Genomic DNA, 24952 nt, shown 5'->3' with positions numbered 1-24952 from the left:
GTGCGGTGGGCCGGGTGTGGGGCGGTGGACCGGGCGTGAGCCGGTGGGACGGGCGTGGGTGTCAGGGCTTGAAGTCGATGTCGGCTGTGGTCACGGTGCCGGCGGTGCGGCCGGGGGCGGCGTGGAACTGCCAATACAGGTTGGTGTGGGCGATCACTTCGTCGGGGGTGGGCGCGCCGTAGGCGGTCAGATCCTCGGTGGTGTGGGCGTCGGCGATCAGGGTGGTGTCATAGCCGCGGGTGATGGCGCCGTGCAGCGTGCAGCGGATGCAGGCGTCGCTCTGGGCGCCGGAGACGAAGAGGTGGCCGACCTCACCCGCGGCGAGCACGGACTCGAGGTCGGTGTCCTCGAAGGAGTCGCCGTAGCGCTTGTGTACCACCGGCTCGCCGGCGGCGGGGGTGACCTCGGCGGCCAGCTGCCAGCCGTCGCTGTGCAACGGCATGTTGTCGTCATCGCTGTGCTGCACCCAGACGACGGGGACGTCGGCGGCGCGGGCCTTGCCGATCACGGTGACGATGTTGGCCAGGACGGCGTCGCGGGCGTGCGCCCGGGCGACCACCGACTTTTGCACGTCGATGACGAGGAGGGCGGACCGGGAGCGGCCTTGGAGTGTTGTCATGGGGGTGACGTTAGGCCGGGGGTACGACATTTTCGGGGAAGAGCGCCCGCCTCTGCCGCTCCTCCAGCGACTCGATCCGGGACGCCTGCTCCGGCGTGATCACGTCGCAGACCCAGTCCCAGTGCAGCGCCACCCGATCGCCGGGGGAGAGGCCCGCGAGCAGCGACCGCCCGCCCGCCGACCAGGCCACCTCCTCCGCGCGCGGCGGCCCGGGGTGGAGCGCCGACCCGTCCCAGACCAGCGGGCGTGCGGTCACGGTGGCGGTCTCGCCGCGCACGGCGAGGACCGTTCCGGTACGGATCCGGCACCGGTCCAGCACCGACACGGCGGTCGGGTTGCCGGTCCGCCGCAGCAGCGCGGTCCAGGGGTAGACCTCGAAGACGTGAAAGCTGTGGTGCGGAAGGGCCCGCCCGGCGGCCGACTCCCAGGTCCCACCGTGCTGCCCGGCGAACCGTGACCGCAGATATGGCACTAAATCGGGAAAGTCGGCCTGAGCGGTGGGCAGCGAGTCGCCCACCCAGTAGGCCGACACGACCGCCGGGTCCAGCGGATCCCCGGGATTGAGGAACGACAGGTACGCCCACGCCCCCTCGAACCCCCGGGCCCGCCGGGCGATCTCGGCCGGCAGGTCGGAGCGGAGCATCGCCTCCGCTCCGTCCGGCCCGCAATACCCCAGCTCATTGGGCGGATACGCATATCGGGCGAACAGCAGCGCCCCCGAATCCGACATGACTCAGCAGATCCGCGGCAGCTGCTCGCCGATCGGCATGTTGACCACCCGGGTCCCGCCGAGCGCGGTCCGCGTCACCACCATCCCCGGATGCTCCGCCACGCACCGCCCGATCACCCGTGCCCCGCCCCCGTACGGATGCGCACGCATCGCATCCAGCACCGCCTCGGCGCTCTCGGAGGGCACGAACGCCAGCAACTTCCCCTCATTGGCCACCTGCAGCGGGTCGAGCCCGAGCAGGCTGCACGCATCCGCCACCGACGCCGGGATCGGCAGCGATGTCTCGTCCAGCGCAACACCCACCTTCGCCGCCCGGGCGATCTCGTTCAGCGACGCCGCCACCCCGCCCCGGGTCGGATCCCGCAGCACGTGCACGTCGGCCCCGGTGGCCAGCATCGCCGCCACCAGCCCGTGCAGTGGCGCCGTGTCGCTCGACACCGTCGTCTCGAACTCCAGCCCCGACCGCACGCTCATCACCGCGACCCCGTGCACCCCGATGTCGCCGCTGATGATCACCGCGTCCCCGGGGGCGGCGAGCGTCGGCCCGATCGTCACCCCGGCGTCCACCACCCCGACGCCCGCGGTGTTCAGATAGACCCCGTCCCCGCTGCCGTTGTCCACCACCTTGGTGTCCCCGGTGACGACCTGCACCCCGGCCGCCGAGGCCGCCGCGCCCACCGCCGCCGCGATCTTGCCGACCGTGGCGAGCGGCGTCCCCTCCTGCAGGATGAAGGCGATCGACAGATAGAGCGGCGCGGCCCCCGACATGGCCAGGTCGTTGATGGTCCCGTTGACGGCCAGGTCCCCGATCGAGCCGCCCGGGAAGAACATCGGCTTCACCACGTACGAGTCGGTGGACAGCGCTATCCGCCCGCCCAGCAACGGCACCACCGCGCTGTCGGCGAGCGAGATGGCCGACCCGTACGCCGGCAGGAACAGGTGCTCGACCAACTCGCCCGACATCGCCCCGCCGCCGCCGTGCCCCATCACCACCTGCGGCGTGTCCCGCAGCGGCACCGGGCAGCTCCAGTTGTCGAAATCAATCATGAGATCTGCACCAGGTCGAGCCGCCGATAGGCGTAGTAGGCCGCGCACGCGCCCTCGGACGACACCATCGTCGCGCCGAGCGGATTCCGTGGCGTGCACTGTTTGCCGAACGCCGAGCATTGATGCGGCTTGATGAGGCCCTGCAGCACCTCGCCCGACCGGCACAGCGACGATTCCGCCGTATGGATGTCGGTCACCGAGAATCGCTGCTCGGCGTCGAATTCGCGGTACCGCGACGAGAGCCGCCACCCGCTGCCCGGGATCATGCCGATGCCGCGCCACGTCCGGTCGGTCACCTCGAAGACGTCCCGCAGCATCTCCATCGCCGCCGGGTTTCCGTCGTCCCGCACCGCCCGCGGGTAGGCGTTCTCCACCTCGTGCCGGCCGGCCTCGAGCTGCACGACCGTGCGCCGGATCCCCTCGAGGATGTCGAGCGGCTCGAACCCGGTCACCACGATCGGCACGCCGTAGCGGTCGGCCAGCGGCGGATACTCCCGCGTGCCCATCACGCTGCACACGTGCCCGGCCGCGAGGAACGCCTGCACCCGGCAGGTCGGCGACTCCATGATGGCCGCGATCGCCGGCGGGACCAGCACGTGCGAGACGAGCAGCGAGAAATTCGTCACCCCGAGCCGGCGCGCCTGATAGACCGTCATCGCATTGGCCGGCGCCGTGGTCTCGAACCCGATCCCGAAGAACACCACCTGCCGATCCGGATTTTCCCGGGCGATCTTCAGCGCGTCGAGCGGCGAATACACCACCCGCACGTCGCCGCCCGCGCTTTTCACCCCGAACAGGTCCTGGCTGCTGCCCGGCACGCGCAGCATGTCGCCGAACGAGCAGAAAATGACGCCCGGCTGCGCCGCGATGGCGAGCGCCTTGTCGATGGTCTCGAGCGGCGTCACGCACACCGGGCACCCCGGACCGTGAATCATCTCGACCCCGGACGGCAGCAACTGGTCGATGCCGTGCCGGATGATGGAATGCGTCTGCCCGCCGCAGACCTCCATCATCGCCCACGGGCGGGTGGTCGCCGCGTGAATCTCCTCGACCAGCTTCTTGGCCAGCGTCGGGTTGCCGAACTCATCGAGGTATTTCACCGAACTCCTCCTCGAGGATGCCCATTTTCTCGAAATTGACCAGCGTCTGCCGCGCGGACTGCTCGTCGAGCAGTTGGATGGCGAAGCCGACGTGCACCACGACGTACTCGCCGACCGCCGCGTCCGGCACGTATTGCAGGCAGACGCTCTTGCGCACGCCCCCGAAATCGACCTCGGCCATCGGTACGCCGTCGGCCTCGGCGATGCTCAGAATGCGCCCGGGAACCGCCAGACACATAGGACCTCCTAGAACGAGCCAACTACCAGTTGCCCCAGCGCGAGGCCGCCGTCGTTCGGCGGCAGCAGCCGCGGCCGCAGCGTCGTGAAACCACGTTCCCCCAGCTCGAGCACGGCGGCCTCGACCAGCAGCGCGTTCTGGAACACGCCGCCGCCGAGCACCACCACATCGATGCCGAACCTTTCCCGCCCGCGTTCGGCCATTTCCCCGATCAGCGCCGCCACCGCCGCGTGGAACCGGGCCGCCACCATCGGCGCCGGCACGCCATTCAGCACATCGAACGCGATCCGGCGAATCACCGGACCGGCGTCGGCGACATCCGGTCCGTCGTTATCGGCGCGCATTTCAAACGCGTACGGATGACCGCGCTCGGCCGGAACCAGGCGCGCTTGTCCTTCGAGGAGGATCGCCGCTTCCGCCTCGTACTCGACGGTGTGCCGCACGCCCGCCAGCGACGACACCGCGTCGAACAACCGGCCCATGCTCGACGTCGGCACGCAGTCCGCGCCGCCGGCGAACTGCCGGGCGAGCAGGTCGCGCTCGGCGGCCGGGCAGGCCCGCACGGCCGGCAGATCCGGGTGCCAGGGCACGCCGGCCGCGTGCAGGTGGGCGAGGGCCATCCGGTACGGGCGCAGCACACTCGCATCCCCGCCGGCGAGCGGGACGTAGCCCAGCCGGGCCGCGTGCCGATAGTCCTTGTAGTCGGCGATCAGCATCTCGCCGCCCCACACCGCCCCGTCCGGGCCGTACCCGGTGCCGTCGAACGCGATGCCGATGACCTGCTCGTCCGGTCCCAGCCCGTGTTCCGCCATCACCGAGGCGACGTGCGCATGGTGGTGCTGCACCCGGCGCACCGGCCGCCCGGCCGCGTGCCGCTTGGCCCAGTCGCTCGACCGGTATCCCGGATGCAGGTCCGCCACCACGGTCTCGGGCCGCACTCCGGTCAGCTCCTCGAGGTGCCGCTCGGTCCGGGTGAGCGCTTCGATCGTGGACAGGTCGTCCATGTCGCCGATGTGCTGGCTGAGCCAGGCGTAGCGGCCGCTCGCCACCGCGCACGTGTTCTTGAGATCCGCCCCGGCGGCCAGGATCGGCGCCACCTCGAACGGCAGCGCGAGGGGCAGCGGCGCGTACCCGCGGGACCGCCGGACCGGCAGCTCGGCGCCCGCGACGTGCCGGCTCACCGAGTCGTCGCAGGGCACCCGGATGTCGCGGTCGTGCCGCAGCCACGCGTCGGCCAGCGGCCCGAGCCGGTCCAGCGCCGCGTCGTCGCCGGTGACGATCGGCTCGCCCGAGAGGTTGCCCGAGGTCATCACCAGCACGTCCGGGCCAGGCGGGTCGCCCGGCAGGCCGAACAGCAGCACGTGCAGCGGCGTGTAGGGCAGCATGATCCCGAGGTCCGGGTTGTCCGGCGCGACCTCGGCGGCGATCCCGGCGGTTGGCCGCCGGGGAACCAGCACGATCGGCCGCCGGATGTCGCCGAGCAGCTCTTCGTCGCCGTCGGTGAGCACGGCGAGCCGGCGCGCGGCCTCGACGTCGGCCACCATCACCGCGAACGGCTTGCCCCCGCGCCGCTTGCGCCGCCGCAGCTCGGCGACGGCCGCGCTGTTCCGCGCGTCGCAGGCGAGGTGGTATCCGCCGAGCCCCTTGACCGCGACGATCCGCCCGTCCGACAGCAGCCGCCGGCACGCGGCCAGCGGATCGCCGCCGGGGGAGACAGCAACCGGGGCGGCGGCCGTGCCGGCGGGGGCCGTGCCGGCGGGGGCCGAGGCGGCGGCCGGGCCGACCAGCTCCAGCGTGGGACCGCAGGCCGGGCAGGCGATCGGCTGAGCGTGGAAGCGCCGGTTCGCCGGGTCGGTGTACTCGGCCGCGCAGGCCGCGCACATCGGAAAGCCGGCCATGGTGGTCTGCGCGCGGTCGTACGGGAGGGATTTGATGATCGTGAATCGTGGACCGCAGTTGGTGCAGGTGATGAAGGGGTGCCGGTAGCGGCGGTCGCCGGGGTCGCGCAGCTCGCGCAGGCAGTCGGCGCAGGTCGCGACGTCCGGGGAGGCCAGCGTGCGGGCCGCGCCGCCGTGCGACGACGAGATCGTGAAGCCGGTGCCGCCCTCGAGCGGCAGGTCCTCCGATCGCACCTCGATCACCATGGCCAGCGGCGGCGAGTCGGTGCGCAGCCGCCGGCCGTACGCGTGGACGGCGTCGGCGTCCCCCTCGACCTCGACCACCACGCCGTCGGCGGTGTTGGCCACCGAGCCGGACAGGGCGAGAGCCGACGCCATCGCGTACGCGAAAGGCCGGAAGCCCACGCCCTGCACCAGCCCGGACACGGTGTATCGGCGGCGCAGCCGCCGGGCCTGGCCGACCAGCTCCAGGCCGCTCATCGCCCGCGCGGCCGCCCCCGCGTCGATGAGCTCGACGGCGAAGCCGAGATGGATCAGCACCCAGGCGCCCGGGTCCGGCGGCGAGTCGAGCATGCCGATGTTGACTCGCCGCTTGGCCCCCTCGACGTCGACGAGCGCGAGCTGCCCCGCGTAGCCCTCGACGATCTCGACGACCTGACCCGGAATGCCCAGGCACATGTCAGCCTCCCCAGGGGTCCGGGGTCTCGGCCTTGATCGGGCGGACCGCGCCCTTGGGCTCGGGCCGGACCTCCCGCATGATCTGCGCGACCGGCGAGTAGACGCCCGAGGTCGCCGGATCGCTGTCGTCCGGGCCGGCCAGGATGCGGTCGATGAGCGCGTGCACGGCCTCCATCGCCGCCGGGACGGCCTTCTCCACCCGCGGGGTGAGGCCGATGTCCTCGAACGCCGTGTCGATCCGGCAGCCCACCAGGTACGTCGGCGGCAGCTTCTCGCCCAGCTTCTCGACCGCGCCGAGCACCCGGCTGGGGATCATCATGTGCGCGTCGAAGCCGGTGGGCTCGATGTCGTCCGGCCCGATCTCGAGCACGACCAACTCGCCGGGCGTCTCGTCCTCGTCCGGCAGCGCGTCGACCAGGATCAGCCGGTCGACGCCGAGCAGGTCGAAGGCGAGGAACATGCCGCGGATGCCGTAGTCGACGATCCGCACGTTGGGCGGCTGCGGCGGCTCCTCGGCGAGCAGCCGCCGGACGACCTCGGGGCCGAAGCCGTCATCGCCGAAGAAGATGTTGCCGATGCCGGCGACCAGAATGTTCACATCGACCTGATCTTGAGGTAGCGCTGGATGTCGGGCAGCGACGCGACCACGAGGCTCGCCGCGTAGGCGGCCGCCGCGGCGGCCGCGATGGTGGTCAGGGCGCCTATGAGTTTCAGCATCAGTTCCCCTCGGTGATGGGTTCGAGCTCGTCGGGAGCGAAGTAGAGGTACCGGCCGTACCAGTCGTGCAGGTCGGCCGCCGGGTCGTCGAGCAGGACCAGGGCCACGTGCGTGCCGCCGTCCACATCGGAGACGACCGCGGTGACCCGGGCCTGTTTGCCGGCGAAGAACAGGTCCTGCGCGTCGGCCCGCCGCGACGGGTGCACCCGCACGAGGCTGCCCTTGCCGACGCGTACGCCCGAGATCAGCACCGACTCGGGGCCGGGCTCGTCGGTGGCCGGATCCCACCAGGGCGTGTCGTCGAGCCGGGTGCCGTGCAGGCTCTGCAGGCCGGCCGGGCTGAGCGCGTCGCAGCGGTCGACGATCGCGCGGGCGCGCGGGTCGGTGGCGCGGGCCTCGGCCTTCTCGTCGTCGGTCATCGTCATGACCCGCAGGGTGAGGATCTCGTCGATCTCGGTGGCGTCGAAGAGGTCGCCCGGGCTCTGCGGGGCGAGGGCCGGGTGGTCGTACAGGATGATCGGCGCGCCGAGCAGCAGCGCGTCCGAACCGGCCAGCACCGGCCAGCAGCGTTCCTGGTGGCAGCGGGCGGCGGCGCCGGCGGCGTCGGGCGGCGGATCCTGCACCGAGACGAAGGTGGCGTCGTGCGCCTCGACCAGCAGGTGCGCGCCGAGCAGCGAGTGCCGGGTCGCCTCGTCCTTGTCGCCCACCGGGGAGGGGTGCTCGTTGGCCACCGCGATGCTGAGCCGGAGGAAGTCGCCGTCCGGCTCGGCGTGCGCCCGGAGCCGCGCGGTCAGTGGCCACCGGCGGCGCACGATCCGCCCGGCCGCTTCCTCGTCGATGCCGCCGCCGACCAAAACCGGAAAGTCGGACTCGTCGCCCAGAACATGCTCGAAGGTCAGCTCGTGCTCGACGGCTTCGTCCCAGCTGAGCACGGTCTCGTCGCCGACCCGCAGGGCGGCCACGGGCTGCCCGGTAGCGTCCAGCACCTGGCGGGTCTGCAGCTGAAGGAAGCGCAGATGGATGGTCACCGCCGGGGCTTCGCCGCCCGGGCGTACCGGAACAGCGAGCGCCATGGCCGGCGCCTCCGCGAAGGCCGGCGACGCCGCCGCCGGCGGGCCGAGCACGCCGAACTGCCAGCGCGACCGGTTCTTGGCCGCGCTCGCCCGATAGGGATACAGCAGGTAGCCCTCGTAGAGCACGGCGTCGGCGACCGCCCGGGCCGCCTCGACGCTCACCGCGACTCCTCGGCCGCGGCGAGCAGGCGCCGCATCGTCTCGTCCCAGCTGATCAGGTCGTGCCGGGCCCGGAACGCCGCGAGCTCCTTGAGGATGTCGGCGCTGACCAGCACGTAGCCGCTGTTCGGGAAGAAGGCGTCGATCATGTCGCGCCAGACGGCCACCGGCAGCGCCCAGCGCGCCTCGCACGCCCACGGGACCTGCTCGACCTCGAATCCGGTCGCGCCCTTCGTGAAGATCGTGCCGGAGAACAGCAGGTTGAGCGGCACGTCGCCGGCGTCGAGCGCGTGCAGGTAGCGGGTGCCGATCACCTCGAGGTCGTACGTGCACGGCAGTGCCAGGTCGGTCTCGATGTCGCCGGTGAAGCCCGGGACGGTCGCGTTCGCCTGCATCCACTGGAACGGCTTGAGCGTGTCGGCCCAGCGCTCCCGCTCGCCGAACAGCCCGCGCAGCGCGTCCTGCTCGGCGGGGTCGTAGCGGCGGCGCTGCGGCTCGATGCGCACCTGGCAGCGCAGCGCGATCGCGTGCACCCGCCGGCCGGTCGACTCGGCGATGCGCAGGCGGCAGGTGAGCTGCGGGGACGCCGCGTACGGCTCGGCCGCCACGTCCAGCACGGTGAAGGTGTAGGCGCTCATGAGGCCCGGGCCCGCACTCGCTCGAACAGCTCGTCGATCGCGGCGTGCGCCTGCTGGCCCCCGTCGAAGCCGCGCCACAGCGTCCGCAGCCGCCCGACCAGCTCGTAGCAGACGTCGATCGGCACCAGGTAGCCGTCCCGGCCACGCCGCAGAAGCAGCGCCTCGACGTCCGGCCGCAGGTCGGCGACCACCGGGATGTCCAGCTCGGACTCGGTGGCGCCGGCCGGGCCGGGGTAGAGGGCCACCATCCGCCCCAGCGCCGAGTTGTGGAACAGGAACGCCAGCCCCACCGGAATCTGCAGCTCGTCCCAGCCCCGCTCGTCCAGGAACGCGCCGACCGCCCGGTAGCGGTCCGGGACCGCCCGATAGCGCAGATGGGCGGCGTCGTCGGTGAACAGCAGGTAGCACGGCCGGCAGGCGCAGAGCAGCTGCCGCGATTGCAGATCGACGACGTGTCCGTGCGCCCGGTCGATGGTGACGGCGCACATCTCGCAGCGCTCCGGCCGGTCGGCGGCCGGGCGGTTGCGGACGACCCGCCGGAGCGTGGTCAGCGAATCCCTCATGTCGCGGGCCTGGTGAACAGCGACGACACCGGGATCAAGGGCTTCGCGGTCTCCACCACGACCGAGGTGATCTCGGGCGCGACCGACTCGATCAGCCGCTCGACGTCGTGCGGCCGGTGCTGGGCGCGCAGCCGGCAGACGCCGTCGTCGGTGATCTCGACCAGCGAGACCCCGGTGCCGCGCAGCGCCAGCCCGATCCGGGTCGCCGCGTCGTGCGGGTGCAGGCCGTGCACGAGCAGCAGGCCGGCGACCAGGTCGTCGCCGGCCAGCGCGTCGAGCGCCTCGTCGGTCAGCACGCCGCTCTCGTGCAGCAGCTCGAGCATCCGCTGCAGCCCGGCGCCGTACAGGTCGGCGACCGTGCGCACCAGCTCCTCGCCGCCGTCGCCCACGCCGGCGAGGAGCATGTCTATCCGCGCGGCGGACTCCCGCCAATCGGTGCCGGCCACGCTCACTCGGCCCCGGCGGACTGGGTGGGGGTGTGCAGCAGCTCCAGCTTCTTGCCGCCACCCAGGTACATGTGCACGCCGCACGGCAGGCAGGGGTCGAAGCTGCGCACCGTACGCATGATGTCGATGCCCTTGAAGTTCTCCCGGTCGTTCTCCTCGAAGATCGGCTGACCCTGGACGGCGTCCTCATAGGGCCCCGGCGTGCCGAAGCTGTCGCGCGGGTTGGCGTTCCAGGGCGTCGGCGGATAGGGGTGGTAATTCGCGATCTTGCCGTCCCGGATGACCATGTGGTGCGACAGCACGCCCCGCACCGCCTCGGTGAAACCGCAGCCGATGCCCTCGTCGGGCACCTCGAACGGCTCCCACGTCTTGGTGCGCCCGGCCCGGATCTCGGCCAGCGCCTTCTCGGCGAAATGAAGAGCGCAACCCGCCGCGTACGCCTGGAAGTAGGTCCTCGCCCGGTTCCGCTCGATCGTGTTGCTCCATCGCGGGATCTTCCACTCGAACTCGACCGGGCCCTTCAGCGCGGTCTTCGGCAAGTTGATCCGCACCGAGGAGCCGGTGGACCGGACGTAGCCGATGTCGACCAGGCCGGCCAGCGCGGTCACCCACAGCCGGGCCAGCGGGCCGCCGCCGGTGTCCAGCGCCAGGTAGTCCTGGCCGTCGTACCAGCGCGGCGACATCACCCAGCTGTACTTGCCGTCGAGGTCGCGCTTCTGCGGACGCGGGTTGGTGTGCTGGTTCCACGGGTGGCGGCGGTCGACCGGGTTGCCCAGCGGGTCGCGCGCCACGAACATCTCCTGGTCGGCCCAGTCCTCGTAGTACGAGGAGCCGAGCAGGATGCGGATGCCCAGGTTGATCTCGACGAGGTCGGTGGTGATCAGGTTGCCGTCGACCACGATGCCCGGGGTCACGTACATCTTGCGACCCCAGTCGCTCATGTCCGCGTACTTGAAGTTGCAGGACTCCGGGTCCTGGAACGAGCCCCAGCAGCCGAGCAGGATGCGGCGGTTGCCGACCATCTCGTACCCGGGCAGCGCCTCGTAGAAGAAGTCGAACAGGTCGTCGTGCATCGGGACGACCTTCTTCATGAACTCGACGTAGCGCATCAGCCGGGTCAGGTAATCGGTCATCAGCTGGACCGTGGCGACCGTGCCGACCCCGCCCGGGTAGAGCGTCGACGGGTGGACGTGCCGGCCCTCCATCAGGCAGAACATCTCCCGCGTCATGCGGCTCACCTGCAGCGCCTCGCGGTAGAACTCGCCGGTGAACGGGTTCAGCGAGCGCATGATGTCGCCGATGGTGCGATAGCCGTGCATGCCGGCGTGCGGGGCGTCGGTGCGGTTGGCCCGCTCCAGCACGCCCGGGTTGGTCTCGCCGACCATCCGCTCGCAGTAGTCGACCCCGACCAGGTTCTCCTGGAAGATGTTGTGGTCGAACATGTACTCGGCCGCCTCGCCGAGATTCACGATCCACTCGCCCAGATGCGGCGGCTTCACGCCGTACGCCATGTTCTGCGCATAGCAGGAGCAGGTGGCGTGGTTGTCGCCGCAGATGCCGCAGATCCGGCTGGTGATGAAGTGGGCGTCCCGCGGGTCCTTGCCCTTCATGAAGATGGAGTAGCCGCGGAAGATCGAGCTGGTGCTCTTGCACTCGGCCACGATCTTGTTGGCAAAGTCGATCTTCGTGTAGATGCCGAGGCTGCCGACGATCCGGGTGATCGGATCCCACGACATCTCCACCAGCTCGGAGGTCATGCTCGTGCCCCCACCTTTTTGCGGCGCCACTTGGGCTCCTGATCCAGGGTGTGCGTGGTGATCGCGCGTAGCTTCTTGATCGTCGTGCCGTACCAGCCGACGGCCGTGGTGGACAGGCGGCCGCCGGGCGGCTCGTCCATGAACGGCATGAACTTGTCGGGGAAGCCGGGCATGGTGCAGCCGATGCAGATGCCGCCCACGTTGGGGCAGCCGCCCACCCCGTTGAGCCAGCCGCGCTTGGGCACGTTGCACTTCACGACCGGGCCCCAGCAGCCGAGCTTGACGATGCACTTGGGCGAGCCGTACCCGGTGGCGAAGTCGGCCTGCTCGTAGTAGCCGGCGCGGTCGCAGCCCTCGTGCACGGTCATGCCGAACAGCCAGGTGGGGCGCAGCGCTTCGTCCAGCGGGATCATCGGCGCCTGGCCGGTGGCCTGATAGAGCAGGTACGTCAGCGTCTCGGCCAGGTTGTCGGGCTGGATCGGGCAGCCCGGCACGCAGACGATCGGGATGCCGGCCTTCGACTTCCACTGCCAGCCGAGGTAGTCGGGGACGCCCATGGCGCCGGTCGGGTTGCCGGCCATGGCATGGATCCCGCCGTACGTCGCGCAGGTGCCCACCGCGACCACCGCGGTCGCCTTGGGCGCGAGCCGGTCGAGCCACTCGCTGGTCGTCATCGGCTGGCCGGTCTCGGGATTGTTGCCGAACCCGCACCAGTACCCGTCCTCGTGCAGCGACTCGTCGGGAATCGATCCCTCGACGACCAGCACGAACGGCTCGAGCTCGCCGCGGTCGGCCCGGAAGAACCAGGCCAGGAAGTCGTCGGCGCCGTCCCGCGGACCGCACTCGAAGTCGATCAGCGGCCAGTGCACCGCGATGCGCGGGAGGCCGGGCAGCGCGCCGAGGGCGATCTCCTCGACGCTCGGCTGAGTGGCGGCGGTCAGCGCGACCGAGTCCCCGTCGCAGCTGAGGCCCGCGTTGATCCACAAGACATGGATGAGGGGATCGTCTGGCATGGAGGACCCATCTTTCCGGGGTCGTCCCTGACCCCTGCGGCAGTGGGGTCGACGCTCGGCCCATACGTGTGAGGCAGGTAACACAGTAGTCCTGCGGTGTGTGACAATGTCAATCCGTTCGGTGAGGCTATCCACGAGGTCACGTCATGCACGAGCTCGCGATCGCGGAAGACATCGTGGACCTTGTATGCGACCGTGCCGACGGACGTCCTGTGCGACGCGTGACCGTCCGCATTGGAAAGCTGACCGCCGTGGTGCCGCAAGCCATGCTCTTCTGCTTCGACCTGGCCACCGAGGGCACGGTCGCGGAGGGCGCTCGACTCGAGATCGAGGAGCGCGCGGGGGTTGCGCGGTGCCGTTCCTGCGGAGCGCTGGTCGAGCTGCCCGACCCGATCCTGCTGTGTCCCTGCGGCAGCGCCGATCTGGACGTCACGGCCGGGCGCGAGCTGCAGGTCGTCTCGATGGAGGTGGGCTGAGAAGGATGTGCGCGACCTGTGGATGCGGCCATGCGCATGACCATGTGGAGATCACCCTCGAACAGAAGGTGCTGGCCAAGAACGACGAGCTGGCCGCCGCGAACCGGGCGTTGCTCGAGGGCCGGGGGATCTCCACGATCAACCTGATGAGCTCGCCCGGGTCGGGAAAGACCACCCTGCTCGAGCGAACCATCAGCGAGATCGGCGACCGGCCGGTCGCGGTGGTGGAGGGCGATCAGGAGACGCGGATCGACGCCGAGCGCATCCGCCGCACCGGCTGCCCGGTGGTGCAGGTCAACACCGGCGCCGGCTGCCACTTGGACGCGGCCATGTTGCGCGACGCCGTCGACCGCTTGGCCCCCGGCCGCGGCACGCTGTTGTTCGTGGAGAACGTGGGGAACCTGGTCTGCCCGGCGTTGTTCGACTTGGGGGAGCGGGGAAGGGTCGTCGTCATCTCGGTGACCGAGGGGACCGACAAGCCCCTGAAGTATCCATACATGTTCGCAGCTGCCGATCTGGTCGTGGTGAACAAGGTGGACCTGTTGCCGTACGTCGATTTCGACCTCGAGGCCTGCCGCTCGCACGTCGCCTCGGTGAATCCGAAAGCCGAGGTCCTGGCGCTGTCCGCGACCAAGGGGGAGAACCTCGACGCCTGGTACGCATGGCTGGCCGGCTGAGGCCGGCTAGCTGAGGCTGGGCGCCCGGCTGCGCGACCACACCTGGCGCAGCTCGGCCCCCGCGAGCGTGCGCAGCACCCGCAGCACCCGGTCGGCCCGCAGGTAACTGGCGATCTCGGCGGTCACGTCGTGCATCGCGGAGACCGGCGTGATCACCACCGGCACGCCGCCGGCGTCGAGCAACCCCTCCACGGTGGCCGCGTCGCGGAGCAGGTCGCCGTGCCGGTGCCGCACCCCGATGGCGACGATCTCGTGCCGGGGGAGGCGGGCGCGCAGGTCGGCGACCAGCGCGTGCTGCGCCGAGCGTGCGTTCGAACCGAAGACGACCAGCAGCGCCTCGGCGCCGGCGATCTCGGCCAGATGGGACAGCACCATCTCGGGGTGCCAGGCGCCGTCGCCCTCGCGGATCGCGGCGACGGTCACCGTGGCTCGCGCCTGCGCCTCCCACCAGCCGGTCTCCGGCTCGCGGAAGACCACGGGGACATGGGACCGGCCGGAGCCCCGGGTGCATTCGATCGGGATCGCCGTCAGCGCGCGTCGCGTCGAGAATCGTTGCCAGAGCAAGGCAGTCCCACCTCTTAGGTCGTCGTCACGCCGGGTAGCCGGTGGTATCCGGCCCGGTCACCAGGCTGCATGACGGCTCGTGGACCGCACCAGACCCAGTGATGTCCACCCAGTTGTGGTTCGGATCCCTACCCCTCCGATCGAGGGAAACCCCAGGTCAGCGTCCTGACCGGACAGTTGTGTCCACCGGGTTCGAGACCGCTTCGTGCTCTCGGGGGATAGCAGGCGACTACCCCTGCGGGGTCGCCACCCGAAGCGTGAATCCCCGCAGCGTACGGATGAGGGGCGCGTATCCGGCCGGATCGTCCGCCGCGGGCGTGGCCGACTCCATGAACGGCATGAACTTGTCGGGGAAGCCGGGCATCGTGCACGCGATGCAGATGCCGCCCACGTTGGGGCAGCCGCCCACGCCGTTGATCCAGCCGCGCTTGGCCACGTTGCAGCGCACCACCTGGCCCCAGCAGCCGACCTTCACCAGGCAGTTGGTCGAGCCGTACCCGGTCGCGAAGTCGCTCTGGTCGTAGTAGGACGCCCGGTCGCAGCCGGAGTGCACGGTCGACTCGAACAGCCAGCGCGGCCGCAGCGACTCGTCCAGCGCCATCTCGCCGCCCTGGCCGGACACCTGGTAGAGCAGGTGCAGGATCGTCTCGGCCAGATTGTCGGGATGCGTCGGGCACCCGGGCACACAGACGATCGGCAGCCCCGCCTTCGACGTCCAGTCCCAGCCGAGGAAATCGGGCACGCCCCTGGCGCCGGTCGGGTTGCCGGCCATCGCGTGCACCCCGCCGTACGCCGCGCAGGTGCCCACCGCCATCACGGCGGTGGCCTTGGCCGCCAGCCGGGTCAGCCACTCGCTGGCCGGGATCGGCTGCCCGGTCTCGAGGTCGTTGCCGAACCCGCTCCAGTAGCCCTCGGCCTTGTTCGTCTCGTCCGGCACCGAGCCCTCGACGATCAGGATGAACGGGTCGAGCTCGCCCCGGTCGGCCCGGTGCCACCACTCGATGAAGCTGCCCGGGCCGCCGTCGGGCCCGCTGTCGAAGTCGAAATACGGCCAGTGCAGGGCGATCGGCGGCACCCCTGGCAGGGCGCCGGCCACGATCTCCTCGATGCTGGGCTGGGTCGCGGCGGTCAGTGCCACCGACTCCCCGTCACAGCTCAGGCCGCCGTTCATCCAGAGGATGTGCAGCACCCGCTCATCCTCGTCCACGCGGGGATGCTATGCCTCCCGCCCCGAATGTGAAAGATGCCCATCACTCGATCGGGTGGGCCCGGTCACCGTAAGCTGTCGGGAGTGGAGAACATCGAGATCCTCCCGGTCGAGGTGGTCGCGCAGGCGTTCCCGGCGCGACCGGCCGCGCTGCCCGACGTCCGCGACTTCGTGCGCCGCCAGCTGACCGGCAGCCCCGTCTCCGACGACGACATCCGCATCCTCTGCGACCGGGTCGCCGAGGTCCTGCTCGACGCCGCCGGCGAGGCCGGCACCATCCAGGTCTCGCTGCGGATCTTCCCCGATGGCGCCGAGGTGGACGTGCTCTTCGCGCCCGACACGGCGCCGGCCCGGATTCCCGCGGTCGGCGCGACCACCGCGCACGTGCCGGAGCAACGCGCGCCGCTCGCGCCGATCTCGCCGGCCGCGGCGGAGCGCACCACGTTCGCGCTCTGGCTGGCCGGCCGCCTGCGCGAGGAGGGACTGACCATGGAGGCCGCGGCCCGCAAGCTCGACGTCTCCACCAAGACGATCAGCCGATGGGTGGCCGGCAGCACCGAGCCCCGGTTACGCGATCTCTACCGGATCCGGGAAACCTTCGGCGAGCCCTTCCACTGATGGCCGAGATCGACACCCCCTACCTGCTGATCGACATCCCGGTGGCGGTCGCGCAGTATCGCCGGATCGCGGCGGCCTTCCCGGGCACGCCGGTCTACTACGCCGTCAAGGCCAATCCCGAGCCGCTGCTGGTCCGCGAGCTGGTGGCGGCCGGCTGCCACTTCGACGTGGCGAGCCGCAACGAGGTCGACCTCTGCCTGTCCGCGGGCGCGCCGCCGGCCACCCTGTCGTTCGGCAACACCATCAAAAAATCCGACGACATCGCGTACGCGTACGGGAAAGGTGTCCGGGTCTTCGCCTTCGACAGCCTCGGCGAGGTGGAGAAGCTGGCCGAGCACGCCCCCGGAGCGACGGTGATCTGCCGGGTGCTGGCCTCCAGCCAGGGCGCGCGTTGGCCGCTGAGCCGCAAGTTCGGGTGCGCGCCCGAGATGGCGATCGACCTGATCCGGTGGGCGGCGCGGCACGGGCTCGACCCCGCGGGCATCTGCTTTCACGTCGGCTCGCAGCAACTCGACCCGGCGCGCTGGGAGCCGAGCATCGCCGACGCCGCGCTGCTGTACGCGAAGCTGCGGTCGGAGGGGATCGCGCTGCGGTTGCTCAACTGCGGCGGCGGTTTTCCGGTCGACTACCTGGCGCCCTGCCCGCCGATCTTGGCCTACGCCGACGCGATCGCCGCCGCCGTCGATCGGCACTTCGGTACTGCCCGGCCGGAGCTGATGATCGAGCCGGGGCGCTACATCGCGGCCCCGTGCGGCGTGCTGCACACCGAGGTGGTGCTGGTGTCGCGCAAGTCCTATGCGGACGAGCCGCGCTGGGTCTACCTCGACGTGGGCCGCTTCGGCGGGCTCGCCGAGACCGAGGACGAGGCGATCCGATACCGGATGACGACGCCGTACGACGGCACCCGCACCGGCCCGGTCATCCTGGCCGGCCCGACCTGCGACAGCGTCGACATCCTCTACCAGAACACGACCTACGACCTGCCGCTGGCGCTGCGCCCCGGCGACCAGGTGCGGATCCACGGCACCGGCGCCTACACCGCCACGTACGCCTCGGTCGGCTTCAACGGATTCCCCCCGCTCCGCACCATCGTCCGCGGACGCTGAAGCGCCACTCAGGCGAACATCGCGGCCACGGACCCTGCGCGCGGGTGTGGATGCGAGGCCACGGTCTGGCTCGCCAATGCGGCCGTGCTGCGCGCGATCGTGGCGAGCTGGGCGTCGACGTACCCGCTCTCGCCGCATCGCTGACCCTGGGCCGGCGAGCGGCTGTACTACCTGGCCGCGAGCGGGGTGCCCCCGTCTGACGACCGGACGGTGCTGGTCGAGACATTGACGCACCTGTGGGTGTCCGCGCTGTACGGGGGTTAGAGCTCGGCGCGGACGCGGCGGATCTCCTTGATGGCGGCGTCGCGGGTGAGGCCGGAATCGATCAGCGTGTCGGCCGCGTCGTGATATCCCGCGATCACGTCCTTGTCACGGACCAGCAGGTTGCGCACCGGGGACTCGACGAAGACCACGTCGGGATCCTCGGCGCCGGGGAAGCCGAGCAGCTCGAAGCCGCCGCCCGGACCGGGAATCAGGCCGTGCCGCAGCGGCACCACGACCACCCGCACCCGGCCCTCGCCGATCACCTCGACCAGCCGGTCGAGCTGGGCGCGCATCACCTGGCCGCCACCCACCCGCCGGGCCAGCACCGCGCCGTCGAGCACGGCCTGGATCTCGGGCCCGCGGGCGGCGACCTCGGCCTGGCGGCGCTGGAGGAGGTCGAGCGCGCCCTGCACGCCGGGGTCGTCGGCCTTCTTGCCGGCCGCGGCGGTGAGCGCCATCCGCGCGTACGCCTCGGTCTGCAGCAGGTCGGGGATGTGCAGCGCCTGATAGGTGGTGATGCGCGAGGCGGTGCTCTCGTACGCCACGAAGTCGCGCACTTCGGGCTCGAGCTGGAACCCGCTCCACCACTGCCGGCGCCGGGCCGTGATCGCGAGATCGGTGAGCCTGGCGACCTCGCCCGGGTCGTCGAGGCCATAGATCTGCAGCAGCGCCTGCGCGTCGAGCGGCTGCACCGTGACCGCGCCGGTCTCGATCCTGTTCAACTTGGACAGTGACCAGTGCGTGCGCGAGGTGACCGCGTCGGCGCTGAGCCCGCTCAACCGGCGCAGCTCGACGAGCCGCGCGCGAAGGCGCTCGCGGGCCACGGCCTGGCCGACCTGCTCCGGCATGTGGATCCCACCCCGTCCCGTCCTGTCCCGCGACGCTCCCGGTCCAGCCCACGTTACCCCGCGGGTCGCACCGCGGCCGTCAGATCTCGCCCCGGATCTCGCGCACGAACGCGGCGGCGTCGGCGCCGGTCCGGCCGGTGGTCCGAAGCGCGTCGAGGGTCTGCCGATACGTCTGCGCCGGGGCGCCGCACAGAAGCTGGTCGCCGGTCGCCGCCTCGATGAAGGCGATCGGCAGGTCCGGGTCGTCCTCGTGCTCGAGCAGCTCGAACACCCCGCCGAGACCCGGGTGGCCGCCGAGCCCGGTCGGCAGGACCACCAGCGTCACGTGCGGCAGCGCGGCCTGCTCGGCGAGGTGGTCCAGCTGCTCGCGCATGACGTCGGCGCCGCCGATGCGCCGGCGGAGCACGACCTCGTCGACGATGGCGACGATCTCCACCCGGTCGCCCGCCGCGACCCGGCCGGCGACCCGGCTCTGCCGTTCGAGACGCACGTCGGCCCGCGCGGCGACGCCCGGGTCGTCTTCGGACAGACGCAGGATCGTCGCGGCCGCCGCCATCGCGTATCGCCGGGTCTGCAGCAGACCCGGCACCACCAGCGGCTGGTAGACGCCGATCCGGGTGGCCTCCGACTCGTACGCCACGAAGTCCTGATAGGCCTCGGACATGCCGTGCCGCGCCCACCAGAAGCGGGACCGGGCGATGTGGTCGAGCAGAAGCAGGTTTTCGGCCGTCGGCCCGTCGAGGCCGTAGAGCTCCAGAAGCTCCTCGAGCCTGCGCGGCGACGGCAGGCTCCGCCCCGACTCCATCTCCTCGACGGCCGATTCCGGCCAGTCCAGCCGCTCCGCCACCTCGGCGGGTGAGAGGCCCTGAGACGCGCGCAGCTCGCGCAGGCGTGCGCTGAGCCGATCGCGGGCGATCGCCGGTCCGATGGTTTCTGGCATGACGAGCCTCTCTTGGGTGGGAGGTCCGACTTCGGCGTCGTCCTGAGGTGGGTGGGAGGGGTCTCCTCTCGGTGGAGAGCGTGGTGGCGGGTTCCGTCCACGATACCGACAACGTTTCTCTCGTGGAGAGACGAGCGACTGTCCTGGCCCGAAATGGACCATGACGGGTTTCGTGATCCGTGAATTCGGCTCTTACGGCCGTCAGGCCTTCATCGCGCCGGCCAAGGCCCGGTCGAGGCTGTCGCCGGCCGGATCGGTGGCGAGCAACTCGTCCATGATCTCGCGGAACGGCGTCGTATCGGCCGCGTCGGTCAGCAGGAAGCCGGTGGCCGGCGTCTCGATGAAGACGACGTCCAGATCCTCGTCCTCCGAGAAGGTGAGCAGCTCGAAGGTGCCGCCCAGCCCGGGATGCACGCCGAGGCGGAACGGCAGCACCACGACCTGGACCTCGGGGCGGGCCGCCATCGCGACCAGGTGATCGATCTGCGCGGCCATCACCTCGTCGCCGCCGACCGGGCGCAACAGCACCGCCTCGTCGACGGCCAGGCTGATCCGCGGCGGAAAGTCGCCGTCGAGGCGGTCGCGCAGGGTCTCCTGCCGCTTCAGGCGCACGTCGACGACCTTGCGGACGTCGGGGTCGTCGATCGGCTTGCGCAAGATCGACGACGTCATGGCGAGGGCGTACTCCGGGGTCTGCAACGGCCAGGGCAGCAGCGAGGCGTGGTAGCCGTAGAGGTGGGAGGCGTCGTTCTCGAACGCGATGAAGTTGATGAAGTCCTCGTCGAGGTACTCGTGCTCGTCGCGCCACCACATGCGCCGGCGGGAGATCAGCGACAGGTCGACCAGGCGGCGGATCTCGGCCGGATCGCGCACGCCGTAGTGGTGGGCCAGCGCCTCCACCTCGACCGGCTGGATCGTCACCTTGTTGTTCTCGATCCGGTTCAGCTTGGAGAGCGACCAGTGCATGGCCCGCGCCACCTCGGCGGCCGGCCGGTCGCCGCGCAGCGTGCGCAGGTGGGTGGAGAGGCGGACACGCGCGATGGCCGGGCCGACGGGCTCCGACATGCCGGGTTCCTCCTTCGCCGCTCGGTGACCATGCCTAACGCTAGCTTAGGTGACCTGCAAAGTGCAGTTAGGAAATTGCCGCGACGGCTTCCTTCCGCTAGGCTCCGGAAGGTTCCTGCCTGAGTTCCCCCCAAATCGGGCATATACTTCTTCCGGCCGTGCAACGTGGCCTCCGGCCGGTCTAGATAGGTGGTGACGGACCGTGGACGGTCGTGGGAGCGCTCCGGCCTGGCGGAAGAGCACGCGCAGCAGCAGTGGCGCGTGCGTCGAGGTGGCGCCCCGGCGCGACACCATCCTGGTCCGCGACTCGAAAGACCCCGAGGGCGCGATCCTCACCTTCGACCGGCAGGTCTTCGCCGCCTTCATCGACGGCGTGACGCGCGGCGAGTTCGACCTGCGCTGAGGCGTGCGATGACCTCGGCGACAGATCTCTCCGGCGCGGTCTGGCGACGCAGCAGCCGGTCCGGCGGCGACGGCGACTTCGTCGAGGTCGCCGACAACCTGCCCGGCATCGTCGCCGTCCGCGACTCGCGCGACCCCGACGGGCCCGCCCTGATCTTCAACCTGCGCGAGTGGGAGGCGTTCGTGGGCGGCGCCAAGGACGGCGAGTTCGACCTGTAGCGCCGCGACCCGAGGCCGCGCGGATCTCAGACGCTCAGGCGGCGATCGAACCCACCGGCGTCAGCCCGAGCCAGTCCGCGAGCTCGGCGATCTCGGCCGTCACCGCGCTCTCGTCGAACGCGAGGTCCTCGTGGATCGCGTCGACCCGCAGGACCCGCTCCTTGCGGTCGGCGGTCGCGTCGACCTTGCCGACCAGCTGGTCGTCCACGAGGATCGGCAGCGCCCAGTAACCCCACCTCCGCTTCGCGACCGGCTTGTACATCTCCAGCTGGTAGTCGAAGCCGAACAGGTCGGTCATCCGCTTCCGGTCGTAGACGAGCCGGTCGAGCGGGGACAGCAGCGCCACCCGGCCCTCGAACGGCCGATCCAGCTGGGCCGGGTCGACCCGCCACCGGCCGCGGACGCCCTCGACCACGGCCTCCTCCCCGACGAACGGCTCGACCTGCGCGGACCGGCCGCGCACCAGGCCCATCGCGCTCAGCTCCCGCTCGCCGCGGCGGCGCTGCGCCTCGCCGAGCGGCACGTCCGGGACGTCCGGGTAGACCCGCTCGGCGAGGTCCCAGAGCCGGTCGCCGCGGCGCCGGGCGGCGAGCGCGATCTCGCCGCGCTGCACCATCAGGTCGAGCAGGCGGTCGAGGTTGCGGTTGTTGTTCCAGCCGCTCGACCGCCACGGGCGTACGCAGGTGTCGGGCAGCTCGCTGGTGGTCAGCGGGCCCTCGGCGGTCAGCCGCGCCAGCACGTCGCGGCGGCACGCGTCGTTGTCGCGTACCCAATCTCTGAGGTTTTCCTGCCAGGGGTCGAGCTTGCCGGGGCCGGGCCACGCCCGCATCTCGGCGCGGTAGAGCGCGATGTCCTCGGCCGGCCGGATCATGCCGCGCAGCTCGATCAGCGTGCGGTCCGCGAGCGCCTCGGTCAGGTCGGCCGGGGAGTAGCCGGACCCGATCCGGCTCCACGCGACCAGGTGGGCGCTGGGCGCGACGGCCGCGGTCTGGTCGTGCTGCAGCAGGGTCAGGCCGTGCACCAGGTCGATCAGGTTGTCCGGGCGCGCCGCGTCGAGCAGCTGAGCCCGCACCGCGATGCCCCGCGCCCGCGCCCGGGAGAGCTTGTGCATCAACCGACCCTAACGGCGTCGAAGGTTGCATCGTGATCTCGTGGCATTGCTCTCATAGCCGGGATTCGAGCCGGTTCGTAAAGTGGGCGCGTGGTTGAGCGGCTTGATCTGCTGCCCGCCTCCGAGGAACACGCCTACCGCGTGCTGCTCCGGATGGCGGGCGCCGGCGCGGACGAGTTCGCCGAGCAGGCCGGGATCGGGCCGGGCGAGGCGACGGCGCTGCTGGCGCGGCTGCAGCGCAAGGGCCTGGTGTCGAGCGGGCCGACGTTCCACGCGCTGCCGCCCGACGTGGCCCTCGGCGAGGTGTTGCTGCGCGAGCAGGAGTCGCTCGAGTCGGCCCGGCAGCTGGTCGCCGCGCTGAGCGAGGAGTACCGCCGCAACACCCGGCGGCGCAGCGCCGGCCATCTCGTCGAGATCGTCGTGGGCGCCGAGACGCTGCGCGCGCGGCTGCGCGAGATGCAGGATTCGGCGCACGACGAGATTCTCTGGTTCTGCCGGGCCAACCCGCTCGCCATGCAGGGGCCCGACAACGCCGAGGAGACGAGCGCGCTCAAGCGCGGCGTGCGCTATCGGGCGATCTACGAGCGGGCGCTGCTGGAAAAGCCGGGCGAGCTGGCCAGCATCGTCGAGGCCGTCGGGATGGGCGAGCAGGCGCGGGCGTTGCCGGCCCTGCCGGTACGCCTCGCGATAGCCGACCGGTCGCTGGCGATCTGCCCGCTGGTGCCGGACGCCGAGTGGGGCATGGCCGAGCCGAGCGCCGCCGTGATCCGCTCCGGTGAGCTGCTCGGCGCGATGATGGCGCTGTTCGAGAGCTATTGGGAGCGGGCGACGCCGGTGCTCGGCGAGGCCGCCGGGGAGCCCGACCGGCTGCTGCTGTCGCTGGTGGTGGCCGGCATGCCGGACAAGTCGATCGCCACCCACCTCGGCGTGAGCAAGCGGACCGTGCAGCGCCGCCTCGACCGGCTGATGGCGGTGGCCGGCGTCGACAGCCGGGCCGGCCTGGCCTTCCAGGCGGCCAGGCGAGGCTGGCTGTAGGGCGACGCCCCGTCATCGCCGATCGGCACCATCATCGGCGGACGGCGGCCCGGCGGGATCGCGTGCCCGGGCCCGGCCGCACCGGCGCCACACACCCGGCGTCCACCGCGGGGGCGTGCGGGATGACGTCGTCGGTGCGAAGCGTTGTCGCCGGCGCTGCTGGGGTGGTGGCGCGGGCGGGTGCGGCCGGGGTCCTCGGCGGCCCCGCCACGACCGGCACCGTCACGCCGGGCATGATGGGCCTCCTTCGCGGTGGGGCAGCGGTACAAATTTTCAGTACCGGTGCGGCCTTCTCAAAAGGGCAAACCCATGCCGCACAAGCGCCATGGCGCGATGTGGACATCGCGGTGGTGTCTCGGGCGAACGCGGTCAGTGCGTCCAGCGAATGAAGCGCTCGGGCATGGCCGTGGTCTCCCTGGCGGGGAGCGAGGGCGGGCGTCGATCTTCCCGGCTGGGGCGGCGGCGGCTGCCGGGTCCGCCGCCACCCCCGTGGCGCCAGTTTGCGCGCGCACTTTGGGCCGGTCAATTACGGAGACGGACGTGCTCACCACAATGGGTGAACGTCGGCCATCGATCGGGCACAATGCGGCCGTGGACAGTCCCACGTTCGTGCGGTTCCAGCTCGGCGCCCAGCTGCGCCGGCTGCGTGACGAGGCCAAGGTGCCGACCGAGCGGGCCGCCGACGTGATCGAGGTGTCCGCGAGCACGCTGCGCCGCATCGAGTCGGGCCGGGTGGGCATCAAGGGGCCGGCACATCCGCGTCTCCTTCACGCTGGCCGAGTGGGCGGCGTTCACGACCGGCGTGAAGGGCGACGAGTTCGACCGTCAGTCATAGGCCCGGCCGGCCGGAAGGCCCCGGCCGTCGAGATTCTCAGCCGTACGGATCCAGGTCGCGGTTGGCCTCGACCGCCCGGACGAGCGCGCGCCAGACGAAGCCGAACCGCTGTTGGTCGCGGGTGCCGAACAGCACCACCCGCTGCCCCCGGATGACGGCCTGGATCTCCTGATAGCGCGGGTTGCGCTGCGCGTCCCCGATGACGCCGATCGCCACGCCGCACGCCGAGACCAGCCCCGCGCACATCATCAGCGCCGAGCCGTAGGCCACCGCGAACGGCGCCGCGATCGCCAGCTCCAGGCCCGCGGTGACGGCCGCGACCTTGACCATCGGGTAGCGGTAGGTGAGGCAGCGGGTCATCCCGCGCAGCTCCGGTATCGCGATCCGGAGCCCGTCCACCTCGACATGCCACGTGGTAACCCTGATCTCCGCGCCCTCGTAGAGGACACGCCACAGCGGCTTGCTGCGGCTCGCGCTGCTCGTTGTCATCTCGTGACCCCTCCGTGACCCCGTTGTCTCCATTAGAAGGGGTGATCGCGGCTTGCAGGTAGCGAGAGGCTGTCCGCGAATCACGATGTGCGAAATCCAACTTGCAAAGTGCAGATAGCCGTGTGTCAGGCGGGCGGCTCTCAGCCGGCTTTTGAAAATCCTTTCCGGTACGCGTCGACGACCGGCCCAAACGCAGCAGCGCAGCCCCGCCGATCGGCCCCAGCTCGCTGCAACTCAAGCCCGTCCCGGGACCGCCGGGCTGAGCCGCGGTGAGGGGCCGCCGGGCTGAGCTGCTAGACGAGTGATGACCGGGGTTACCTGCGTGGATGGGGGTGGCTGCGGGGTGACGGGTGAGGGTCTCCATGATCGACGTTGCTGAGCAACGATGACCATGGAGGCCATGTGCACGTCGATTTGGAG

At 71.1% G+C, this 24952-nt stretch carries 30 protein-coding genes; 8 read left to right on the top strand and 22 right to left on the bottom strand.

Annotated elements, in window-relative coordinates:
- Window positions 1–61: 61 nt before the first annotated feature.
- From ACFQS1_RS30740 to ACFQS1_RS30675, 14 genes are read right to left on the bottom strand one after another with little or no spacing between them, the layout of a single operon-like run.
- On the bottom strand, window positions 62–619 hold the full coding sequence (locus ACFQS1_RS30740) for an isochorismatase family protein (RefSeq protein ID WP_378975166.1): 558 nt from the start codon (window positions 617–619) through the stop codon (window positions 62–64).
- A gap of 10 nt (window positions 620–629) precedes the next feature.
- The gene (locus ACFQS1_RS30735) at window positions 630–1349 is read right to left on the bottom strand and encodes a DUF6390 family protein (protein ID WP_378975164.1); all 720 of its coding nucleotides are present in this window, start codon (window positions 1347–1349) and stop codon (window positions 630–632) included.
- Window positions 1350–1352: 3 nt separating this feature from the next.
- A complete protein-coding gene (gene hypE, locus ACFQS1_RS30730; protein ID WP_378975162.1) occupies window positions 1353–2396 on the bottom strand; it encodes a hydrogenase expression/formation protein HypE in 1044 nt (347 codons plus the stop codon).
- Entirely contained in the window at window positions 2393–3496 is a 1104-nt protein-coding gene (gene hypD / locus ACFQS1_RS30725) for a hydrogenase formation protein HypD (protein WP_378975160.1), read from the bottom strand. The genes hypE and hypD overlap by 4 nt, the downstream gene beginning before the upstream one ends.
- On the bottom strand, window positions 3480–3734 hold the full coding sequence (locus ACFQS1_RS30720; protein ID WP_378975158.1) for a HypC/HybG/HupF family hydrogenase formation chaperone: 255 nt from the start codon (window positions 3732–3734) through the stop codon (window positions 3480–3482). The genes hypD and ACFQS1_RS30720 overlap by 17 nt, the downstream gene beginning before the upstream one ends.
- Before the next feature lie 8 nt (window positions 3735–3742).
- On the bottom strand, window positions 3743–6310 hold the full coding sequence (gene hypF / locus ACFQS1_RS30715) for a carbamoyltransferase HypF (RefSeq protein ID WP_378975156.1): 2568 nt from the start codon (window positions 6308–6310) through the stop codon (window positions 3743–3745).
- A 1-nt stretch (window position 6311) separates the two neighbouring features.
- Window positions 6312–6908 (bottom strand): hydrogenase maturation protease, encoded by a 597-nt coding sequence (locus ACFQS1_RS30710; protein ID WP_378975154.1) that lies wholly within the window; start codon window positions 6906–6908, stop codon window positions 6312–6314.
- Window positions 6905–7027 carry a DUF6893 family small protein gene (locus ACFQS1_RS30705; RefSeq protein ID WP_378975152.1) on the bottom strand — a complete coding sequence of 41 codons (123 nt, stop codon included), beginning with the start codon at window positions 7025–7027 and terminating at the stop codon, window positions 6905–6907. The genes ACFQS1_RS30710 and ACFQS1_RS30705 overlap by 4 nt, the downstream gene beginning before the upstream one ends.
- Complete coding sequence (locus ACFQS1_RS30700) at window positions 7027–8262, bottom strand: hypothetical protein (protein ID WP_378975150.1); 1236 nt, start codon at window positions 8260–8262, stop codon at window positions 7027–7029. Before ACFQS1_RS30700 ends, ACFQS1_RS30705 begins: the two co-directional genes overlap by 1 nt.
- Entirely contained in the window at window positions 8259–8897 is a 639-nt protein-coding gene (locus ACFQS1_RS30695; protein WP_378975148.1) for a DUF6084 family protein, read from the bottom strand. The genes ACFQS1_RS30700 and ACFQS1_RS30695 overlap by 4 nt, the downstream gene beginning before the upstream one ends.
- Window positions 8894–9460 (bottom strand): DUF5947 family protein, encoded by a 567-nt coding sequence (locus ACFQS1_RS30690; protein ID WP_378975146.1) that lies wholly within the window; start codon window positions 9458–9460, stop codon window positions 8894–8896. The genes ACFQS1_RS30695 and ACFQS1_RS30690 overlap by 4 nt, the downstream gene beginning before the upstream one ends.
- Window positions 9457–9906: a hypothetical protein gene (locus ACFQS1_RS30685; protein WP_378975144.1), complete on the bottom strand. Its 450-nt coding sequence runs from the start codon at window positions 9904–9906 to the stop codon at window positions 9457–9459. Before ACFQS1_RS30685 ends, ACFQS1_RS30690 begins: the two co-directional genes overlap by 4 nt.
- Before the next feature lie 2 nt (window positions 9907–9908).
- Window positions 9909–11663, bottom strand: coding sequence for a nickel-dependent hydrogenase large subunit (locus ACFQS1_RS30680; protein WP_378975142.1), 1755 nt, complete (start codon window positions 11661–11663; stop codon window positions 9909–9911).
- Window positions 11660–12676: an NADH-quinone oxidoreductase subunit B family protein gene (locus tag ACFQS1_RS30675; protein WP_378975140.1), complete on the bottom strand. Its 1017-nt coding sequence runs from the start codon at window positions 12674–12676 to the stop codon at window positions 11660–11662. The genes ACFQS1_RS30680 and ACFQS1_RS30675 overlap by 4 nt, the downstream gene beginning before the upstream one ends.
- Window positions 12677–12822: 146 nt before the next feature.
- Here ACFQS1_RS30675 and ACFQS1_RS30670 point away from each other — a divergent pair, with 146 nt between their 5' ends.
- Window positions 12823–13152 carry a hydrogenase maturation nickel metallochaperone HypA/HybF gene (locus tag ACFQS1_RS30670; protein WP_378975138.1) on the top strand — a complete coding sequence of 110 codons (330 nt, stop codon included), beginning with the start codon at window positions 12823–12825 and terminating at the stop codon, window positions 13150–13152.
- Between the two features lie 44 nt (window positions 13153–13196).
- Window positions 13197–13829, top strand: a complete 633-nt coding sequence (hypB, locus tag ACFQS1_RS30665) for a hydrogenase nickel incorporation protein HypB (RefSeq protein WP_378975136.1) — start codon at window positions 13197–13199, stop codon at window positions 13827–13829.
- Window positions 13830–13835: 6 nt separating this feature from the next.
- Here hypB and ACFQS1_RS30660 read toward each other — a convergent pair whose 3' ends face one another.
- Both ACFQS1_RS30660 and ACFQS1_RS30655 read right to left on the bottom strand, forming a co-directional pair.
- Window positions 13836–14306, bottom strand: coding sequence for a hypothetical protein (locus ACFQS1_RS30660; RefSeq protein ID WP_378975134.1), 471 nt, complete (start codon window positions 14304–14306; stop codon window positions 13836–13838).
- Window positions 14307–14622: 316 nt separating this feature from the next.
- Window positions 14623–15600 carry an NADH-quinone oxidoreductase subunit B family protein gene (locus ACFQS1_RS30655; RefSeq protein ID WP_378975132.1) on the bottom strand — a complete coding sequence of 326 codons (978 nt, stop codon included), beginning with the start codon at window positions 15598–15600 and terminating at the stop codon, window positions 14623–14625.
- Window positions 15601–15684: 84 nt separating this feature from the next.
- Between ACFQS1_RS30655 and ACFQS1_RS30650 the strand changes: the two genes are divergently transcribed.
- Complete coding sequence (locus ACFQS1_RS30650) at window positions 15685–16218, top strand: helix-turn-helix domain-containing protein (protein ID WP_378975130.1); 534 nt, start codon at window positions 15685–15687, stop codon at window positions 16216–16218.
- A complete protein-coding gene (locus ACFQS1_RS30645) occupies window positions 16218–17324 on the top strand; it encodes a type III PLP-dependent enzyme (RefSeq protein WP_378975128.1) in 1107 nt (368 codons plus the stop codon). Before ACFQS1_RS30650 ends, ACFQS1_RS30645 begins: the two co-directional genes overlap by 1 nt.
- A 260-nt stretch (window positions 17325–17584) precedes the next feature.
- Here ACFQS1_RS30645 and ACFQS1_RS30640 read toward each other — a convergent pair whose 3' ends face one another.
- The 3 genes from ACFQS1_RS30640 to ACFQS1_RS30630 form a co-directional block, all read right to left on the bottom strand.
- Window positions 17585–18436 (bottom strand): helix-turn-helix domain-containing protein, encoded by an 852-nt coding sequence (locus ACFQS1_RS30640; protein WP_378975126.1) that lies wholly within the window; start codon window positions 18434–18436, stop codon window positions 17585–17587.
- A gap of 79 nt (window positions 18437–18515) precedes the next feature.
- On the bottom strand, window positions 18516–19376 hold the full coding sequence (locus ACFQS1_RS30635) for a helix-turn-helix domain-containing protein (RefSeq protein WP_378975124.1): 861 nt from the start codon (window positions 19374–19376) through the stop codon (window positions 18516–18518).
- A gap of 201 nt (window positions 19377–19577) precedes the next feature.
- The gene (locus ACFQS1_RS30630) at window positions 19578–20441 is read right to left on the bottom strand and encodes a helix-turn-helix domain-containing protein (RefSeq protein ID WP_378975122.1); all 864 of its coding nucleotides are present in this window, start codon (window positions 20439–20441) and stop codon (window positions 19578–19580) included.
- A 202-nt stretch (window positions 20442–20643) separates the two neighbouring features.
- Between ACFQS1_RS30630 and ACFQS1_RS30625 the strand changes: the two genes are divergently transcribed.
- Together ACFQS1_RS30625 and ACFQS1_RS30620 are read left to right on the top strand one after the other, a co-directional pair.
- Entirely contained in the window at window positions 20644–20844 is a 201-nt protein-coding gene (locus ACFQS1_RS30625) for a DUF397 domain-containing protein (protein ID WP_378975120.1), read from the top strand.
- 8 nt (window positions 20845–20852) lie between these two features.
- On the top strand, window positions 20853–21062 hold the full coding sequence (locus ACFQS1_RS30620) for a DUF397 domain-containing protein (RefSeq protein ID WP_378975118.1): 210 nt from the start codon (window positions 20853–20855) through the stop codon (window positions 21060–21062).
- 34 nt (window positions 21063–21096) lie between these two features.
- Here the strand turns inward: ACFQS1_RS30620 and ACFQS1_RS30615 are convergent, their stop codons facing one another.
- The gene (locus ACFQS1_RS30615) at window positions 21097–22173 is read right to left on the bottom strand and encodes a DNA glycosylase AlkZ-like family protein (RefSeq protein WP_378975116.1); all 1077 of its coding nucleotides are present in this window, start codon (window positions 22171–22173) and stop codon (window positions 21097–21099) included.
- Window positions 22174–22263: 90 nt separating this feature from the next.
- Here ACFQS1_RS30615 and ACFQS1_RS30610 point away from each other — a divergent pair, with 90 nt between their 5' ends.
- Window positions 22264–23208 (top strand): helix-turn-helix domain-containing protein, encoded by a 945-nt coding sequence (locus ACFQS1_RS30610; RefSeq protein WP_378975114.1) that lies wholly within the window; start codon window positions 22264–22266, stop codon window positions 23206–23208.
- Between the two features lie 31 nt (window positions 23209–23239).
- Here ACFQS1_RS30610 and ACFQS1_RS30605 read toward each other — a convergent pair whose 3' ends face one another.
- Window positions 23240–23443, bottom strand: coding sequence for a hypothetical protein (locus ACFQS1_RS30605; protein ID WP_378975112.1), 204 nt, complete (start codon window positions 23441–23443; stop codon window positions 23240–23242).
- A 74-nt stretch (window positions 23444–23517) separates the two neighbouring features.
- On the opposite strand from ACFQS1_RS30605, the gene ACFQS1_RS30600 reads away from it, so the two are divergent.
- Window positions 23518–24198 (top strand): helix-turn-helix domain-containing protein, encoded by a 681-nt coding sequence (locus tag ACFQS1_RS30600; protein ID WP_378975110.1) that lies wholly within the window; start codon window positions 23518–23520, stop codon window positions 24196–24198.
- Here the strand turns inward: ACFQS1_RS30600 and ACFQS1_RS30595 are convergent.
- Window positions 24080–24532 (bottom strand): DUF6232 family protein, encoded by a 453-nt coding sequence (locus ACFQS1_RS30595; protein ID WP_378975108.1) that lies wholly within the window; start codon window positions 24530–24532, stop codon window positions 24080–24082. The genes ACFQS1_RS30600 and ACFQS1_RS30595 overlap by 119 nt on opposite strands.
- Between the last annotated feature and the right edge of the window lie 420 nt (window positions 24533–24952).

Origin of the sequence: Paractinoplanes rhizophilus (genome assembly GCF_042664765.1) — a bacterium.
Lineage (GTDB): Bacteria > Actinomycetota > Actinomycetes > Mycobacteriales > Micromonosporaceae > Actinoplanes > Actinoplanes rhizophilus.
The sequence above is the reverse complement of the archived record's forward strand: the minus strand, read 5'-3'. Positions and strand labels throughout refer to the sequence as shown.

Bases quoted from the DNA above. Each gene is read 5' to 3' on its own strand.
- ACFQS1_RS30615 (WP_378975116.1), bottom strand. From the start codon at position 22,173: ATGCACAAGCTCTCCCGGGCGCGGGCGCGGGGCATCGCGGTGCGGGCT.
- ACFQS1_RS30720 (WP_378975158.1), bottom strand. From the start codon at position 3,734: ATGTGTCTGGCGGTTCCCGGGCGCATTCTGAGCATCGCCGAGGCCGAC.
- ACFQS1_RS30670 (WP_378975138.1), top strand. From the start codon at position 12,823: ATGCACGAGCTCGCGATCGCGGAAGACATCGTGGACCTTGTATGCGAC.
- hypE (WP_378975162.1), bottom strand. From the start codon at position 2,396: ATGATTGATTTCGACAACTGGAGCTGCCCGGTGCCGCTGCGGGACACG.
- hypF (WP_378975156.1), bottom strand. From the start codon at position 6,310: ATGTGCCTGGGCATTCCGGGTCAGGTCGTCGAGATCGTCGAGGGCTAC.
- ACFQS1_RS30705 (WP_378975152.1), bottom strand. From the start codon at position 7,027: ATGCTGAAACTCATAGGCGCCCTGACCACCATCGCGGCCGCCGCGGCG.
- ACFQS1_RS30690 (WP_378975146.1), bottom strand. From the start codon at position 9,460: ATGAGGGATTCGCTGACCACGCTCCGGCGGGTCGTCCGCAACCGCCCG.
- ACFQS1_RS30595 (WP_378975108.1), bottom strand. From the start codon at position 24,532: ATGACAACGAGCAGCGCGAGCCGCAGCAAGCCGCTGTGGCGTGTCCTC.
- ACFQS1_RS30600 (WP_378975110.1), top strand. From the start codon at position 23,518: ATGCCGCACAAGCGCCATGGCGCGATGTGGACATCGCGGTGGTGTCTC.
- ACFQS1_RS30695 (WP_378975148.1), bottom strand. From the start codon at position 8,897: ATGAGCGCCTACACCTTCACCGTGCTGGACGTGGCGGCCGAGCCGTAC.
- ACFQS1_RS30620 (WP_378975118.1), top strand. From the start codon at position 20,853: ATGACCTCGGCGACAGATCTCTCCGGCGCGGTCTGGCGACGCAGCAGC.
- ACFQS1_RS30680 (WP_378975142.1), bottom strand. From the start codon at position 11,663: ATGACCTCCGAGCTGGTGGAGATGTCGTGGGATCCGATCACCCGGATC.
- ACFQS1_RS30675 (WP_378975140.1), bottom strand. From the start codon at position 12,676: ATGCCAGACGATCCCCTCATCCATGTCTTGTGGATCAACGCGGGCCTC.
- ACFQS1_RS30630 (WP_378975122.1), bottom strand. From the start codon at position 20,441: ATGTCGGAGCCCGTCGGCCCGGCCATCGCGCGTGTCCGCCTCTCCACC.
- ACFQS1_RS30645 (WP_378975128.1), top strand. From the start codon at position 16,218: ATGGCCGAGATCGACACCCCCTACCTGCTGATCGACATCCCGGTGGCG.
- ACFQS1_RS30740 (WP_378975166.1), bottom strand. From the start codon at position 619: ATGACAACACTCCAAGGCCGCTCCCGGTCCGCCCTCCTCGTCATCGAC.
- ACFQS1_RS30605 (WP_378975112.1), bottom strand. From the start codon at position 23,443: ATGCCCGGCGTGACGGTGCCGGTCGTGGCGGGGCCGCCGAGGACCCCG.
- ACFQS1_RS30635 (WP_378975124.1), bottom strand. From the start codon at position 19,376: ATGCCAGAAACCATCGGACCGGCGATCGCCCGCGATCGGCTCAGCGCA.
- ACFQS1_RS30640 (WP_378975126.1), bottom strand. From the start codon at position 18,436: ATGCCGGAGCAGGTCGGCCAGGCCGTGGCCCGCGAGCGCCTTCGCGCG.
- ACFQS1_RS30735 (WP_378975164.1), bottom strand. From the start codon at position 1,349: ATGTCGGATTCGGGGGCGCTGCTGTTCGCCCGATATGCGTATCCGCCC.